The following is a 14,885-nucleotide window of genomic DNA, read 5'->3' as shown; positions in this document are numbered from 1 at the left end:
CCGATTCCAGTAATACCTTGCTCATGACACACGCCTCAGCCGCAAACATCGTTATTGTCGGGGCTGGTCCTGCGGGGCTGGCTGCGGCGGAGTATCTGGCGCAGGCTGGTTGCAGCGTGCAGGTGCTGGAGCGTATGCCCAGTGTTGGCCGCAAGCTGCTTATGGCGGGGCGGGGTGGGTTAAACATCACACATTCCGAACCGCATGAGGCCTTGATGCGGCGTTATGGGATGGCGCAATCATGGTTGCGGCCAGCATTGGATGCGTGGACAACCCAAGATATCCAGCACTGGATGGAAGGGCTGGGGCAAGCCCATTTTACAGGGTCTTCCGGCCGCGTATTTCCTTCGGCCATGAAGGCATCTCCGTTGCTGCGTGCATGGCTGGCACGGCTACGGGAGCTTGGAGTTGTGTTTCACACCCGCACCGCATGGAAAGGGTGGGATGCCCAAGGCAACCTGCTTGTGCAGCGTGAAGGGCAGGATGAACCATACCCCATGCAGGCAGATGCCACATTGCTAGCGCTAGGCGGGGCAAGCTGGCCACGCTTGGGCAGTGCAGGGGGCTGGGTTTCGGTTCTGGCGCAGCAGGGTGTAAATATAGCGCCATTACAGCCCGCAAATTGTGGTTTTGAAACAGCGTGGTCTGATCTGTTTAAGGAGCGCTTTGCCGGCGTTCCCCTTAAACCTGTAGCTCTCAGCTTTGCAGGGCAACGTGTGCAGGGTGAAGTAATGGTAACGGCCAACGGGTTGGAAGGCGGCGCGATTTATGCGCTGTCTGCTCCTATCCGGGCTGCAATTGCCGAAGAAGGCGTGGCCATTGTGATGGTAGATTTGCGCCCGGATATGCCAGAGCAGGAAATAGCCCGCCGTCTGGCCGCCACCCGCCCGCGTGAGAGCCTTTCCAATAAATTACGCAAGGCATTGCGCCTGCCGCCTGTTGCTGTCGCACTGCTGCGTGAAGGGGGACAGGATATCCCTTCTTCTCCTCAAGCCTTGGCTGCACGGTTAAAAGCTGTGCCCGTTGTGTTGAGCACTCCGCAACCGCTTGCCCGTGCCATTTCCACCGCTGGTGGCATTACGTCCGACTCCTGCACAGATGGCTTTATGCTGCGTGCAGTGCCCGGCGTATTTGTGGCGGGTGAAATGCTGGATTGGGAGGCCCCAACCGGCGGCTATCTGCTGCATGCCTGCCTTGCCACAGGGCGCGCGGCGGCAAAGGGCCTACAGGTATGGTTGCAGGATACAGGGGCTAAGCGGTATCCCCTCCAGCCATGAGCAGCATGATTATAATGGGTGAAGTGCCGGGGGGTGGCCCGGCGCAATTAGATTTGGCCGAACTTCTGGCCACGCGCCTGCTGGTGCAGGGCAATTCGGGGTCTGGTAAATCGCACTTGCTGCGGCGGTTGCTGGAGCAATCTGCCCGCATGGTGCAGCAAGCGATTATTGACCCGGAGGGGGATTTTGTCAGCCTTGCGGAAAAATTCGGCCATCTGGTGATCGATGGTGCAGACCATTCCGAAATGGCGCTGCATGCGGCGGGTGAGCGTATGCGCATGCACCGTGCGTCTGTTGTGCTGAATCTGGAAGGGCTGGATGCAGATCAGCAGATGCGCTGGGCGGCTGCATTTTTGGGCGGTATGTTCGAGGTGCCGCGCCAATATTGGTACCCGGTGTTGGTGGTGGTGGATGAAGCCCAGCTTTTCGCACCAGCCGCCGCAGGGGAGGTTTCGGACGAAGCCCGGCGGGCATCCCTCGGCGCCATGACAAACCTGATGTGCCGTGGCCGTAAACGTGGTCTGGCCGGGGTTATTGCCACACAGCGTTTGGCCAAGTTGGCTAAAAACGTGGCCGCAGAGGCCTCCAACTTTTTAATGGGCCGGACATTTCTGGATATTGATATGTCCCGCGCAGCAGATCTGCTGGGGATGGAGCGCAGGCAGGCCGAATCGTTCCGTGATCTGGCGCGCGGCACCTTTGTTGCTCTTGGTCCGGCCCTGTGCCGCAGGCCAACGCCGGTGCGTATTGGCACGGTGGAAACAGAAAGCCGTTCTGCCGGGCCGGTGCTCACACCGTTTGAGCCGCCGCCAGCGCCTGTGCATGATCTTATTTTGGCTCCTGTGCCTGTGCAGGATATGCCTGTCCGCCCCCGCAAGGCACCTGCGCCTCCGCCGCCTGATTTGCTCACCCAACTTGCTGCACATGGTGAGGCACAGGCCGCTCAAGCCGAACAGGAAGCCCCCGAAGAAACATCCGAAACCCAAACCGAGCGTGAAGCCCGGATGCGCGCCATCCTGCGTGACATGATGGAGGATGAGGAAGCAGCCTTTCGTCCGGCACCTGTTTTGTATCAGGATTTTCTGGTGCGGTGCCGTATTGCTGGGCTTGGGCGCAATGCGCTGGATATGCGGCGCTTTAATCGGGCCTTGGCTACGGCACGTAGCGGGGTGGATGAAGAAACATCCACCCAGCCCGAATGGCAGGAGGCCGAAGCTCTGGCCTCCACCTTGCCGGAGGATCTTCAGGCCGTGGGGCTTTTTCTGGCCCGTGCCGCGCTGGAGCGGCAGCCATGCCCATCTGATGCCGCTATTGCACGGGTATATGGCACGGTTTCAAAAGGGCGTGCGCGCCGTTTGCTAGGCTGGTTGGAAGACCAGAATCTGATTGTTTTGCGTGCAGATGGCATGGGCCGGCGGGTGCTGACTTTTATTGGCACAGGGTGGGAAACCCTGCCCGGCAACGCAGATGGCTGAAAAAACCACACCGGTTAGAAGCATATAGCGCAAAAAGTGCCCCTTTGCGGGCATGACGGGCACGCCATGCAGTGCTATAGCCCGAAGCATGACGGAAGACCCGCCTTTCAGCCCGGCGCTGCTGCCCGCAGGCTTTGTAGATTTTTTAACACCCGATGCCCGAACCGAGGCAGAGGGTGTTGCCACGCTTATGGACGTGTTTGCATCCCACGGATACGACCGCGTGCGACCTCCTCTTATAGAGTTTGAGGACACGTATCTGGCGGGTGCCGGTGCGGCCCTTGCGGAACAGAGTTTCCGGGTGATGGACCCGGATACCCGCCGCATGATGGTGCTGCGCCCGGATATTACGCCGCAGGTTGCCCGTATGGCGGCAACGCGTGTGGCCAGCACACCGCGCCCGCTGCGTGTTTCCTACGCCGGTGTGTGTGTTGTGGTGTCCCCCGTAGCGGCGGAAGAAAGCAGCCGCCAGATTATGCAGACAGGTATCGAACTGATAGGCCCGGATTCGCCAGAGGCGGATGCAGAGGTGATGTCTGTTGGGGCGGAAGCTCTTGAGCGTCTGGGTGTGAAGGATGTTTCCTTCGATCTCACCATGCCGCCTTTTATTCCGGCCCTGCTGGAAGAAAGCAAAGTGCCCGAAGCGCAGCGTGCAGCCCTTATGCGTGCGTTGGACCGTAAGGATTCCGCCGCTGTGGCTGAACAGGGTGGGGCCTTGGCCAGTACGCTTATTGCATTGCTGGAAGCCACAGGTCTGGCCGAACATGCCGTGGCGCGGTTAACGGAAATTACCCTCCCCCCCAAGGCGCGTGCTGTTCTGGACCGTCTGGTAGATACGGTTGCCGCCCTGCGTGAGCAATGTCCCAACCTGCGTATGACGGTGGACCCGGTAGAGTTTCGGGGCTGGAAATATCATACAGGTGTGTGTGTGACGCTGTTTGCCGTTGGCCGTTCGGAAGAGCTGGGGCGCGGTGGTCGTTACCTGTGTAATGATAATGAACCCGCTTGTGGGCTGACATTGCGGCCAGATGTGCTGTTCCGCATGATTCCGCCAACCCCTGCGCGCCCTCGTGTCTATCTGGCACCGGGAGCAGATAAGCGGGAGGCCGTACGCCTGCGCACGCAAGGTTACGCCACGCTGGCGGCATCTTCTCTCACCGCAGAGCCAGAGGTCGAAGCGCGCCGTTTGGGCTGCACGCATGTATTGCGTGGCACCAACTGCATGGCCTTGTCATGATTTTTCCCCGTAAGGGGCTGTATTCTCTTTCAGTTAGCGGCAAGATTCTTTCAGGAGCACACCATCCATGTCCAACGTAACCGTGATTGGCGCCCAGTGGGGTGATGAAGGCAAAGGCAAAATCGTAGATTGGCTAGCCAGTCGGGCCGATATTGTTGTGCGCTTTCAGGGTGGGCACAATGCCGGGCATACGCTGGTTGTGGGCAATCAGGTTTACAAGCTTTCCCTGCTGCCTTCTGGCGTGGTGAACAACAAGCTGGGCATTATTGGCAATGGCGTGGTGGTGGACCCGCAGGCACTGCTGGCAGAAATTGGCCGTATTCAGGAACAGGGGCTGGAAGTTACGCCCGATACGCTCAAGATTGCAGAAAATGCCCCCCTGATTCTGCCTGTGCACGGTGCACTGGATCGCGCGCGTGAGGCTGCGCGTGGTGATCGTAAAATTGGCACCACGGGCCGTGGCATTGGCCCAGCGTATGAAGATAAAGTGGCCCGCCGCGCTATCCGCCTGTGTGATCTGGCCGAGCCAGAAACGCTGGACTGGAAGCTGGATGAACTGCTGCTGCACCACAACACCCTGCTGGCAGGGCTGGGTGCACCCGTATTCACCAAAGAAGAACTGCTTAAGTTCCTGACAGATATTGCCCCTAAAGTGCTGCCTTATATGGCACCTACATGGGACATTCTGGATGATGCCCGCCGTGCAGGTCGCCGCATTCTGTTTGAAGGTGCGCAGGCTGTCATGCTGGATGTGGACCACGGCACCTATCCGTTTGTTACCAGCTCTAACACAGTTGCCGCTAATGCTGGCACGGGTTCAGGCATGGGCCCAACGGCTGCGGGTTTTGTTCTGGGTATTGCCAAGGCGTATTGCACCCGTGTGGGTGAAGGTCCGTTCCCCACAGAACTGCATGATGAAACAGGCCGCCGCCTTGGTGAACGTGGGCATGAATTTGGCACCAACACGGGTCGCCCACGCCGTTGTGGCTGGTTCGATTCCGTGCTGGTGCGTCATGCCGTGCGCGTTGGTGGCGTAAACGGTTTGGCGCTTACCAAGCTGGACGTGCTGGATGGTCTGGATGAAATCCGGATTTGCGTTGGGTATGAATTGGACGGCCAGAAGATCGAACGCTTCCCGTCCGCCCCGGCAGCGCAGCAGCGTGTGCGCCCGGTTTATGAAACGCTGGAAGGTTGGAAGGAAACCACCCACGGTGCACGCCGCTGGGCAGACCTGCCAGCGCAGGCCATTAAATACGTGCGCCGTATTGAAGAGCTGGTGGGTGCACCTGTTACTCTGCTTTCCACCAGCCCGGATCGGGATGACACCATTCTGATGCGCGACCCGTTTGAAGATTGATCCGGCAGGCAATGCGTTTGTAACAAAAGGGCCTTCTCCATAAGGGAAGGCCTTTTTTTGTTGCAACTTTGTGAGGGTTTCACAAAACTTTCATACGGGTACTTTTTGCCCGATATATAAGCGGTTTTCACACATGATCTCTTTCTTGCGAGGTGGCGGGACGTTGTTTTTTGCTGTGAGAACCCCCTATCTTTCAATCATGTTACAAAAAGCAGGGAAAGCATGAATAAGGCAGATCTTCTGGTGGTTGAGGATGATCCGGCACTCTCCCGGCTTATCGGCTACAATCTTGAAAAGCAGGGATATGCAGTCCGCGTTGTTGGGGATGGTGAAGCAGCACTTGAACAAGTGCGCCAAAAACGCCCTGACCTGTTGCTGCTGGACTGGATGCTGCCAGGTATTTCTGGCTTGGAAGTGTGCCGCCAGTTAAGGGGGCAGCCCAAAACAGCAACGCTTCCTATTGTGATGTTAAGTGCGCGTGGGGAAGAAACAGATACGATCCGCGGTTTAGATACCGGAGCGGATGATTATCTTGTAAAACCCTTCAGCATGGAAGCGTTGTTTGCGCGCGTAAAAGCCATGCTGCGCCGTTTGCCGCCAGCAGATAAAACCCTGCGGTTTGATACACTGGTGATGGACCGGGTGAGCCACAAGGTGGAACGCAGCGGACGTTTGCTGGCTCTGGGGCCAACCGAATACCGTCTGCTGGAATTCTTTATGCTCAACCCGGGCAAAGTTTTCTCTCGCGAGGAGCTTTTGAAACATGCTTGGGAACGCAGTTCTTTTGTAGAATTGCGCACGGTGGATGTGCATATCCGCCGCCTGCGGCAAACCCTGAATGAAGGGGATGAGCAGGATCTTATCCGTACAGTGCGAGCCAGAGGGTATGCGCTGGATCTGCCGCAGGGCTAGAACAGGGTAAATTTTTGGCATGGTTGCACAGGCATGGCTGATAATGGGGGAGGGGGCCATGGTTGGTGCAGCCATGGCAACTTTGGGTGGCATGGTGCTTGGGCGTATGCGAGCCTCTGTAAGCCGTGTGCCTGTTCTGGCTCGGCGCAGCCCCAGTAAGGAAGTTTCTCAACCTTGCCTGGAGCAGGTTATGGCCTGCCTGCCAGCTGCCATGCTGGTGATAAATGAAACACGCGGTTTGTGCGTGGTTTCCAAAATGGCTGAACAACAGTTTGATGGAGACCTGGGCAGTATAGTGCGCCATCCGGCGTTTCAGGCCAAACTGGATGTGGTGCTTGCGCAAAAGGCAGGGAGCACACAGCCGGGGCGCGTACGTGTTATTTTGGATATTCCACGGCTACGGGTAGTTCAGGCTGTTTTACAAAAACAGACTCTGCCAGCAGCCTTGTTGCCAATAAGTATGCGCCGGGAAAACACATCCCCCAATGCGCAAACAACATTGGTGTTTGTTGATCTGTATGATGAAACAGATGCCGTTGTTGCAGAACGCCAGCACACAGATTTTGTAGCTTTTGCCAGCCATGAATTACGCACGCCTTTGGCCGCATTGCTAGGATTTATAGAAACCCTGCAAGGGCCAGCCGCGGATGACCCTGTGGCACAAAAAGAGTTTTTAGAAATTATGGCTCAGCAGGCCAAGCGGATGCAGAACCTGCTGAACAGTCTGCTTTATCTTTCCCGCGTGCAAATGCAGGAACACCAAAAACCGCGGGAAGCGGTGAGATTGGTTGATCTGTTTGATCAGTGCCAGACAGAAGGGGATCTTCTGGCTGCCGGTTTGCCCGTTACGGTTGATGTACAGCCGCCAGAAAACAAGAGCTGGCAGGTTGCCGGGGATGAAACCCAGCTTTTGCAGGTTGTGGTTAATCTTGTTGAAAATGCCATAAAATATAGCCTTGTTTCAGAAAAGACAAAGGCCGGTAAACCTGTCTTTATTACCATAACCTGCCAGCAGGCCGAGGCTGATCAACGTTGGTCATCTGCGCCAGGTATTGTGCTGAGTGTAACAGATAATGGCCCCGGTATTCCTGCCCGGCATCTGGCTCGTTTAACAGAACGGTTTTACCGCGTGGCCAAAACTGCGGCGGCTGTGCAGGGTAGTGGGTTGGGACTTGCTATTGTACAGCATATTGTCAGCCGGCATGGGGGGCGTTTTGTGGTGGAAAGTGCAGTGGGGCAGGGCACATCCTGCCATATCTGGCTGCCACTTTTGCCGTTAGTGGCTGATCATTCATTAAACTGTCACCAAACTGTCTTGCAGACGTAACCCATTTTTGCGTTCCCTCCCTTACGAAGCAGAGGCGGCATGTACTGGTGCCGTTTTGTGTTGATGCTTAGGGATGCTCCCCAAAATGCGTTTTTCTTTTCGGTCTGAAACCTGTGCTGCTGCGGTTGCCTGCTTGCTGGCTGCTGTGCCCTCTTTTTCTCATGCACAAAGTGTAACTGGTGCGGGATCCAGTTTTGCTGCCCCGATTTATGAGGCTTGGGCCTCTGCCGCCAAAGCAGATACAGGTGTTAATGTAAATTATCAGACTGTAGGGTCCAGCGCTGGGCAAAATCAGATTTTGGCTGGCACGGTGGATTTTGGGGCATCTGATGCACCTATGGATGCCAAAAAGCTGGAAAGTGCACATCTTTTTCAGTTCCCCACCGTTATGGGTGGAATTGTGCCGGTTGTGAACATTCCGGGCATTAAGGCAGATGTGCTGGTGCTGAGCGGTGATGTGCTGGCTTCTATTTATTCCGGCGATATCACCAGCTGGAATGATCCAAAAATTGCAGCACTCAACCCGGGTGTTTCCCTGCCAGATACGGCTGTTGCTCCTATTCATCGTGCAGATGGGTCTGGCACAACGTTTGTGTTTACATCCTACCTCGATCAGTCTTCCAAAAATTGGCATGATCAGTACGGCGCAGGCACATCCATCAGCTGGCCAGGTGGTTTGGGCGCACGCGGGAACGATGGCGTATCTGCCACCGTGCAGAACACTGAAGGCGGCGTAGGGTATGTGGAATACGCCTATGCCAGCCGTAACCATCTGACCACCATTCGCCTCAAGAACAGTTCTGGTCAGGCCGTTGCAGCCTCTCAGGCCAGTTTCTCTCAGGCAGCAGAAGCTGCAGATTGGAAAAATGCTTCGCATTTTTCTGTCAATTTGCTGAATACTTCTGGCGCACAGGCATGGCCAATTGTTTCTGCCACTTATGTGCTGGTGCCGCTGCCTGCACGTAACCCTGCGCGTGATGAAGCTGTAAAGCGCTTCTTTATCTGGGATTTTGCCAAGGGCGATTCCATTGCAGCAAAGCTGGATTACGTGCCACTGCCCAAGGCGGTTAAGGATAGCATTCAATCTGCATGGCAGGCTGGTAAATAAGCAGTTTTTAATACCCTTATTTCAATAATATATTTTATCATGGAAAGCGGCCTCTTTGTGGGCCGCTTTTTTCATGAAACTGTCATGAAACCATCATCTAAGCGTCACGCACAAAAAGTTGGAATAAAGTTATTCACCACGCATCGCTCCTCTTCTGTTTTGGAATGGCCATGATGCGTCGTTGTTCACCGCTTCTTCCATCTTTTGCATTTGCTTCTATTTTGATGTCTGGAATCGCCCCAGTGGCCGAGGCTTCCAGTTCAGATGATGCCCAGATCCGCGCCCTGAAAGCCGAAATGGCTGAAATGCGGCGTGAAATGATGGGGCAGATCACACATCTTAAATCTCAGATCGCTCAAAACGAAGCACGGCAGAAAGGCCCTGTTTCACGCCGGACTGCACGTACAACGGCACAGAACGGGTATAAGTTCCCCGAAAAATATGCTGATAACGATGTAGATCCCAACGTAAAGTTTGGTGAACAGGTTCCGCATAAAAACATTCTGCTGAACAACGGTGTTGGCACGCCCCCTTCTGATCGTGGCATGACGACATCATGGAAAGATTTCAAGGCAGCGACGCAGCAGGACGAAAACGTGCACGTTGGTGGTATGACCATCGGTTTCCCCAAAGGGCGCTTTACGGTTGCATCTGAAGATGGAGCTTATGGTCTGTCCATTGGTCTGGCATTCCATGAAGACTTCGGGGGCTTTATGGGTATGTCTCCGCGTCGGGGCGAGACCAAGGGTGATTTCTCCAGCTTTACAGAAAACGCACGCCGCCTGCGTATTCCATTCACCTTCCGGTATAAAGACTGGGTGGCAAACGTAACGCCTGATTTCGGGTCTGGCAGCGCGGATGGGTCTGATGGTCTGTATGAAGCCAACCTGAACTACACCGGTTTGCACAACACCATTCTAACAGTAGGCTACTTCCAGCCTCGCGTGACGGAAGAAGATTCCGAAAGCTCCAACGATTTCGAAATGATGGAACGTCCTGCCATCACGGATATCGTGCGTAACATTGCCGCAGGCGATGCCCGCTTTAGTGTTGGTGGCTTGCATTATGAAAAACGCTGGTGGATTGCAGGGTATTTCACAGGCCAGACATTTGGTAACCGCGCCAAGGATACCAACATTGGCGATAGCCAGACAGGTGGCACCTTCCGTGTTGCCGGGCGTCCCTATGTTTCTAAAGACATAGACGTGCATCTGGGTCTTTCTGCCATCAGCGCGTTCAAAGTGAACGATGGCACAAATGGCCGCACATATACCTTTAAGGAAGCACCAGAAGTTAATCTGACAACAACAGCGTTGTTGAACACGGGTGCCTTGCGCAACATTGGTTCCGTGTGGTCTGCCGGTCCAGAACTCGGCTTCCGCTGGAAAAAGCTGGTGCTGAAGGGTGAATATTACCACATCGGCGTAACCCGCAACCAGCAGCAGGGTGGGCAGTCTCTGCCGTCCCTGTCGTTCGAGGGTTACTATGGCGCGGCCAACTATACGCTGTTCGGCAAGCCGCGTATGTATAACGAAAAAGAAGGTGCTTTCTCTGCACCGGGTGTGGAACACGAATTTGATCCCGCACACGGTTACTGGGGGGCGCTGGAACTTTCTGGCCGTTACAGTGTGGCTGATTTTGATGATACGGCAAACAGTGTGCGTGGTGGCCGCCAGACAGTATGGTCCGGTGGGGTGAACTGGTATCCCAACCGCCACTTCCGTGTGATGCTGGACTTCAACCACTTTATCGTAACACGTAACAGCCAAGCCTATAACATTCTTGGCCGCGATGGGAATTCCGTTGCTGCCCGTGTGCAGGCTGCATTCTAAACCCAACATTTTCCCACTAAAAAAAGGGATCGTTCCGCAAGGAACGATCCCTTTTTGCTGATATCAACCCACGTAATATATGTGGGCTGATAGAGCGTAGCTTTTACTGCTGGGGCATATAACCAGCATTGGGGGCAGGCAGCACGTTTTTGTAAGCAACCATGCAGGCTACATACGCATTGTTGTACTGGGTCTGAATGCCACCCTGCTGGCTGTTGGAATACGCACTGCCACCCAGGCCACCGCCCAACGCACCAGCCGCGGCACCAATGCCAGCACCTGTGCCACCACCAACAGCAGCACCCAAGCCAGCGCCAAGCGCAGTTGTTGCCAGCCCGCCATACAGGGCCTTGCGATTCTGGCTACCGGCCTGACCATGAACAGCAGCAGCAGCCTGAGAACGGCAAAAATTCTGTTCCTGCAGGAATGTGCCGTAATCCTTACCGGGGCCGGGCAATACCTGTGCAGTCGGGCCCATGGGCGTTTCAGCGCAAGCAGCCAGCAAAAGTGCCGGCAGAAAGGCAAACGCTGCTTTATAAAGTTTCATGTATATTTGTCCTCTGTATATAAGCCATGATACATACGTATATATGGTAGATAATCATGCCATTTTTAAGGAAAAGAAAGAATGAAAATATGACCAAGAAAAGCTTTTTTACAAGATAAACGGTCCTGTAGTAATTAAAAAATAAACTAGCCTTACTTCTGTTTGAAGCGTTGGCTCTTTCTGTTATGCAAACGTTTATTCTAATAACAAAAAATCAATATGAAAGACCTACGAATGAATACCGTAGTTAAACTGTTTATTGGCTGTGATCCAAATGATTGTGACCTCGAACAGTTAATGGTGTTACACTATAGTATTACAAAATATAGCAGTTTGCCGGTGAATATTACTTTCATGCAGCTTACGCGTGATCCTTCCAGTTTCTGGTATTCCGGCCTGAAACCGGAGGAAGGCTGGAATACAACGGAATGGCCAACGCCTTTTTCTGGCTTTAGATGGGGGATTCCTGCCTATTGTGGTGGCAAGGGTCGTGCGCTGTATATGGACGCTGATATTTTTGCTCTTTCAGATATTGCAGAACTATGGAACCAGCCTATTCCACAAGGCAAGGTGATGCTCGCATCTGGCCATGGGCGAGATTTACGGTTGGGTACCCTGATGTGGGACTGCGAAGCCGCCATGAAGCTTTTGCCCCCGTTGGCAGAAATTAAGAAAGACGCTTCGGCCCACAAAAAGCTGAAAACGTTTTTTGAAAAGCATCCCGAATATATCCAGCCGCTAGATCCTGCCTTTAGCAATCTGGATGGTGATGGCATGCCGCTGGAAGCGTTAAAGTTCCTGCATTATTCGGATATGGGCACGCAGTTCTCCCACAAATATTCCTTGCAACGTTTGAAGGGGGAAGATCGCAAACACTGGTTTGATGGCACAATTTACAACCATCCGCGCCCAGATCTGCAACAGAAGTTTGATGAGCTTTACAAGGAAGCGCTGGCAGCAGGGTTCAGCCTGGATACTTACCGGGTAAAAGAACATTTTGGCGTTTTGCCAAAAAAAACGCAGGTGCGTTACAAGGGTAACAAAATTACGCGCTCTGTATTTCGGTTTCTTAAACCCATGCAGTAACTAATGTGTTTGCCTGTGCACTGCGGTAGCAATGCACAGGCAGAGTGTAAGGTTAATGTTGCGGCACGTTTTGGCTCAGGTTTTTCAGCCAACAGATTTCATTTTTAGGCTGGTTACATAGTGTGCTGGTTAACGGCATGGGTGCACCTTGCCCGGCAACATTGTCCAGCTTCAGGCCTTCTCGCAGTTGGGCGAGAGACTGATGGAAAACAGCAAAGCGGATTTCTTTGCGTCCATCAGGGTGCTTCCATGTTTCAAAAGCCAGAGTTGTATCTGGGGCGGTGGGGTCTGGCTGGTCTGTAAAGGTCCAGTCCAACCCAAACAGAGTTGTCAGCATATCCAGCGTCGTATCATGCCCGGCAAACATCACTACACGGGCTTGCGCAGGCAGCACGCTACCATCCGGTAAGGGAAAGGGCTGTTCATTCAAGAGTGTTAAAATAGCTTGGGCCAGCTTGCCACCCCGAGGGATGGCAATGGCTGGAGTACGGCGCATACGTGCACTTTGGTAATTATGCACAGGCAGAACGCTATTAAGTGTCTGCACGGCATCCGCATTTGCTGTCGGAATAGAAGAAGGAAGCCCCTGCGCATATTCCAGCAACAGAGCTTCCGAAACAGTAGAACCTAACGCCATGCCATTTTCGGCATGTGGTGTACCTTTTTTCCATGAGAACGGCGCGTGTTTGGAAAAACACGGTGATGTACCAGTGGCGCAGGCATTGGGGGCAAACAGGGCCTGCAAGGTTGCAATGCCAGACTGCACAGGTGGTGGCAGTTGTGTATCTGATGTTGGCTCAGGGTCTAAAACTTTTTCAACGTCATTTGTATCTAGTGCGGTCTTTTGGGCCGCCAGGGCATTAAACAGTGGATCATGCGTTTTGGCAGGCATGGAACGGGCCTGCGTCTGGCACCCATCGCTCAAGGCCGCAGCTAGAATATCACCGCTGTGTTGTGTGCGGCTGCTGGCGGAATCTGCCCAGATAAAAGCTGGCTGTTCTGGCAGGCAACGGGCGGAGCTATCCCTGCTGGCAATGTGGTAATAGCTTTTTAAAAACTGCCCCATCAGGCCCAGATCAAACTGGCCATGTGCTGTCATCTCACCGGGGGGAACAGGCCATGGTGTCCATGTATGACGGGTCTTTTTTTCCAGCTTGTCTAAAGGTTTGGTTGGGCTGCGTATTCCGTGGCGGGAAACCAGCACAACCCGTTCCAATGTGGCATCAGAGGTATCTGCCTGTGCAGCAGATGCCTCTGGAATAATGATTGCAGGTGGAAAAAGAGAAAATGTGGTACCCAGAAGGCTGGCAAAAAGGAAAGCGGAGGAACGGAGGCAGGGAAAATTCATGAGGTCTCGGTCATACGTGTCACAAGCAACTGGTTGATACGGAAACCTTCCACATCCACCACTTCAAAGCGGAAACCAGCGGCATCTACCCGGTCTGCCTTGCGGGCCATGCGGCGCAGACGGTGCATAATAAAGCCACCAATTGTGTCAAACTGCTCGCTATCGGGCAAATCCAATACATGCAGTTCGCGGATGACATCACCAATCGGGGCGGCACCATCCACCAGCCATGAGTTTTCATCACGCTTGACTATGGCCTGTTCTTCAAACGGGCTGGCTAACCCATCCATCAGCACGCCCATAATGTCTTTAAAGGTAATCAGCCCCACAACCAGCCCGTATTCATTAACAATCAGGGCAAAGCCGGTGCCGTGCGTATCAAACTGGGCCAGTGTATCCCAAAGGTTCAGCGTTTCGGGAACAGAGAGAACTTCACGTCGCATCCGGGCAATGGGGTTGCTATGGGGGCGGCCAGAGGGTGCAATGGAAGGATCCACCACAGATGCCAGAACGTCTTCCGCACGGATGGAGCCGATAACTCTATCCAGCCCACCATTGCACAGCGGATAGCGGGAATAAGGGTTGGTGCGTACCTTTTCGTGGTTATGTTCGGGCGAGTCCTGAATATCTAGAAAGATGATTTCATCACGCGGGGTCATGGCGGAGGTTACGGAACGTGCCTGTAGGGCCAGCACGTTCTCAATCATCTGGTGTTCCTGTTGCAGCAGTACCCCGGATGCCGTGCCAGCGGCCAGAATGGCATGCAGGTCTTCCGGCGTTATGGGTTCCACCGCAGAAGCTGCCGGAATTTTCAGGGCATGCAAAATGGCATCGGAAATTTTGGAGAAAATCCATACAAACGGATACAGCACCCGCAGGGCCACGCGGGGGAACCACCCTACGGCCATGGCCACCTTGTCCGGGTTGTTCATGGCTACGCGCTTGGGCAGCAGGTCAGCAAACAGAACAAAGGCGCCGGTTACAAAAATAAAGCTGAAGGTAGAGGCCAGATTTTGTGCCCACCAGTCTGACATACCCCAGCGGCTTAAAAATTCGGTGACAGGCGGGGTGAACATTTCGGAACTGGCAATACCGCCCAGAATGCCCACACCGTTCAGGCAGATCTGGATGGCGGTCATCACCTGCCCGCTGTTACGGCGCAGGGCCAAAAAGGCTTGGGCGCGCTTGTCTCCTGCTTCTGCACGACTGCGAAGCCTGACCTCCCGCGCGGCTGCGAAGGATATCTCGGAAAGTGAAATCAGAATGCTGACAGCAATCAGCAGGACAAGGGTCAGCAGACCCATAATAAACAGGAACAAGAGAACGTCCGAAATAAAGTGAAACCTGTAATGGTGGCTTCATCTATACCCGCAGGCCGA

At 54.2% G+C, this 14,885-nt stretch carries 12 protein-coding genes; 9 read left to right on the top strand and 3 right to left on the bottom strand.

Going from position 1 to position 14,885, the window contains the following annotated elements; all coding sequences use genetic code 11:
- Positions 1-23: 23 nt before the first annotated feature.
- The 8 genes from FCN51_RS17695 to FCN51_RS17660 all read left to right on the top strand — a co-directional run bounded on the left by FCN51_RS17695 (position 24) and on the right by FCN51_RS17660 (position 10,525).
- A complete protein-coding gene (locus FCN51_RS17695) occupies positions 24-1,277 on the top strand; it encodes a TIGR03862 family flavoprotein (RefSeq protein ID WP_160256495.1) in 1,254 nt (417 codons plus the stop codon).
- On the top strand, positions 1,274-2,752 hold the full coding sequence (locus FCN51_RS17690) for an ATP-binding protein (protein ID WP_124305552.1): 1,479 nt from the start codon (positions 1,274-1,276) through the stop codon (positions 2,750-2,752). Before FCN51_RS17695 ends, FCN51_RS17690 begins: the two co-directional genes overlap by 4 nt.
- Positions 2,753-2,804: 52 nt before the next feature.
- Positions 2,805-3,989 (top strand): ATP phosphoribosyltransferase regulatory subunit, encoded by a 1,185-nt coding sequence (locus FCN51_RS17685; RefSeq protein WP_160256494.1) that lies wholly within the window; start codon positions 2,805-2,807, stop codon positions 3,987-3,989.
- Between the two features lie 67 nt (positions 3,990-4,056).
- Complete coding sequence (locus tag FCN51_RS17680) at positions 4,057-5,346, top strand: adenylosuccinate synthase (protein WP_003623768.1); 1,290 nt, start codon at positions 4,057-4,059, stop codon at positions 5,344-5,346.
- Positions 5,347-5,568: 222 nt separating this feature from the next.
- Entirely contained in the window at positions 5,569-6,258 is a 690-nt protein-coding gene (gene phoB / locus FCN51_RS17675; protein WP_003623766.1) for a phosphate regulon transcriptional regulator PhoB, read from the top strand.
- 19 nt (positions 6,259-6,277) lie between these two features.
- Positions 6,278-7,585 carry a sensor histidine kinase gene (locus tag FCN51_RS17670; protein WP_160256493.1) on the top strand — a complete coding sequence of 436 codons (1,308 nt, stop codon included), beginning with the start codon at positions 6,278-6,280 and terminating at the stop codon, positions 7,583-7,585.
- A gap of 73 nt (positions 7,586-7,658) precedes the next feature.
- Positions 7,659-8,693, top strand: a complete 1,035-nt coding sequence (gene pstS / locus FCN51_RS17665) for a phosphate ABC transporter substrate-binding protein PstS (protein ID WP_003623764.1) — start codon at positions 7,659-7,661, stop codon at positions 8,691-8,693.
- Positions 8,694-8,857: 164 nt separating this feature from the next.
- A complete protein-coding gene (locus tag FCN51_RS17660) occupies positions 8,858-10,525 on the top strand; it encodes an OprO/OprP family phosphate-selective porin (RefSeq protein ID WP_124305556.1) in 1,668 nt (555 codons plus the stop codon).
- Between the two features lie 103 nt (positions 10,526-10,628).
- Here the strand turns inward: FCN51_RS17660 and FCN51_RS17655 are convergent, their stop codons facing one another.
- Positions 10,629-11,072: a glycine zipper family protein gene (locus FCN51_RS17655; protein ID WP_003623762.1), complete on the bottom strand. Its 444-nt coding sequence runs from the start codon at positions 11,070-11,072 to the stop codon at positions 10,629-10,631.
- A gap of 219 nt (positions 11,073-11,291) precedes the next feature.
- Here FCN51_RS17655 and FCN51_RS17650 point away from each other — a divergent pair, with 219 nt between their 5' ends.
- Positions 11,292-12,158 (top strand): glycosyl transferase, encoded by an 867-nt coding sequence (locus FCN51_RS17650; protein WP_124294959.1) that lies wholly within the window; start codon positions 11,292-11,294, stop codon positions 12,156-12,158.
- 52 nt (positions 12,159-12,210) lie between these two features.
- Here the strand turns inward: FCN51_RS17650 and FCN51_RS17645 are convergent, their stop codons facing one another.
- Complete coding sequence (locus FCN51_RS17645; RefSeq protein ID WP_160256492.1) at positions 12,211-13,506, bottom strand: histidine-type phosphatase; 1,296 nt, start codon at positions 13,504-13,506, stop codon at positions 12,211-12,213.
- Entirely contained in the window at positions 13,503-14,825 is a 1,323-nt protein-coding gene (locus FCN51_RS17640; protein ID WP_003629751.1) for a hemolysin family protein, read from the bottom strand. Before FCN51_RS17640 ends, FCN51_RS17645 begins: the two co-directional genes overlap by 4 nt.
- Positions 14,826-14,885 lie beyond the last annotated feature (60 nt).

It is taken from the genome of Acetobacter pasteurianus, assembly GCF_009914215.2.
Classification (GTDB): Bacteria; Pseudomonadota; Alphaproteobacteria; order Acetobacterales; family Acetobacteraceae; genus Acetobacter; species Acetobacter pasteurianus.
This window is presented reverse-complemented; position numbering and strand designations above follow the sequence as displayed.

Excerpts from the sequence above, each read along its gene's own strand:
- FCN51_RS17680 (WP_003623768.1), top strand. The coding sequence starts at position 4,057 with ATGTCCAACGTAACCGTGATTGGCGCCCAGTGGGGTGATGAAGGCAAA.
- FCN51_RS17670 (WP_160256493.1), top strand. The coding sequence starts at position 6,278 with ATGGTTGCACAGGCATGGCTGATAATGGGGGAGGGGGCCATGGTTGGT.
- phoB (WP_003623766.1), top strand. The coding sequence starts at position 5,569 with ATGAATAAGGCAGATCTTCTGGTGGTTGAGGATGATCCGGCACTCTCC.
- FCN51_RS17685 (WP_160256494.1), top strand. The coding sequence starts at position 2,805 with ATGACGGGCACGCCATGCAGTGCTATAGCCCGAAGCATGACGGAAGAC.
- FCN51_RS17645 (WP_160256492.1), bottom strand. The coding sequence starts at position 13,506 with ATGAATTTTCCCTGCCTCCGTTCCTCCGCTTTCCTTTTTGCCAGCCTT.
- FCN51_RS17695 (WP_160256495.1), top strand. The coding sequence starts at position 24 with ATGACACACGCCTCAGCCGCAAACATCGTTATTGTCGGGGCTGGTCCT.
- pstS (WP_003623764.1), top strand. The coding sequence starts at position 7,659 with ATGCTCCCCAAAATGCGTTTTTCTTTTCGGTCTGAAACCTGTGCTGCT.
- FCN51_RS17690 (WP_124305552.1), top strand. The coding sequence starts at position 1,274 with ATGAGCAGCATGATTATAATGGGTGAAGTGCCGGGGGGTGGCCCGGCG.
- FCN51_RS17650 (WP_124294959.1), top strand. The coding sequence starts at position 11,292 with ATGAAAGACCTACGAATGAATACCGTAGTTAAACTGTTTATTGGCTGT.
- FCN51_RS17655 (WP_003623762.1), bottom strand. The coding sequence starts at position 11,072 with ATGAAACTTTATAAAGCAGCGTTTGCCTTTCTGCCGGCACTTTTGCTG.
- FCN51_RS17660 (WP_124305556.1), top strand. The coding sequence starts at position 8,858 with ATGGCCATGATGCGTCGTTGTTCACCGCTTCTTCCATCTTTTGCATTT.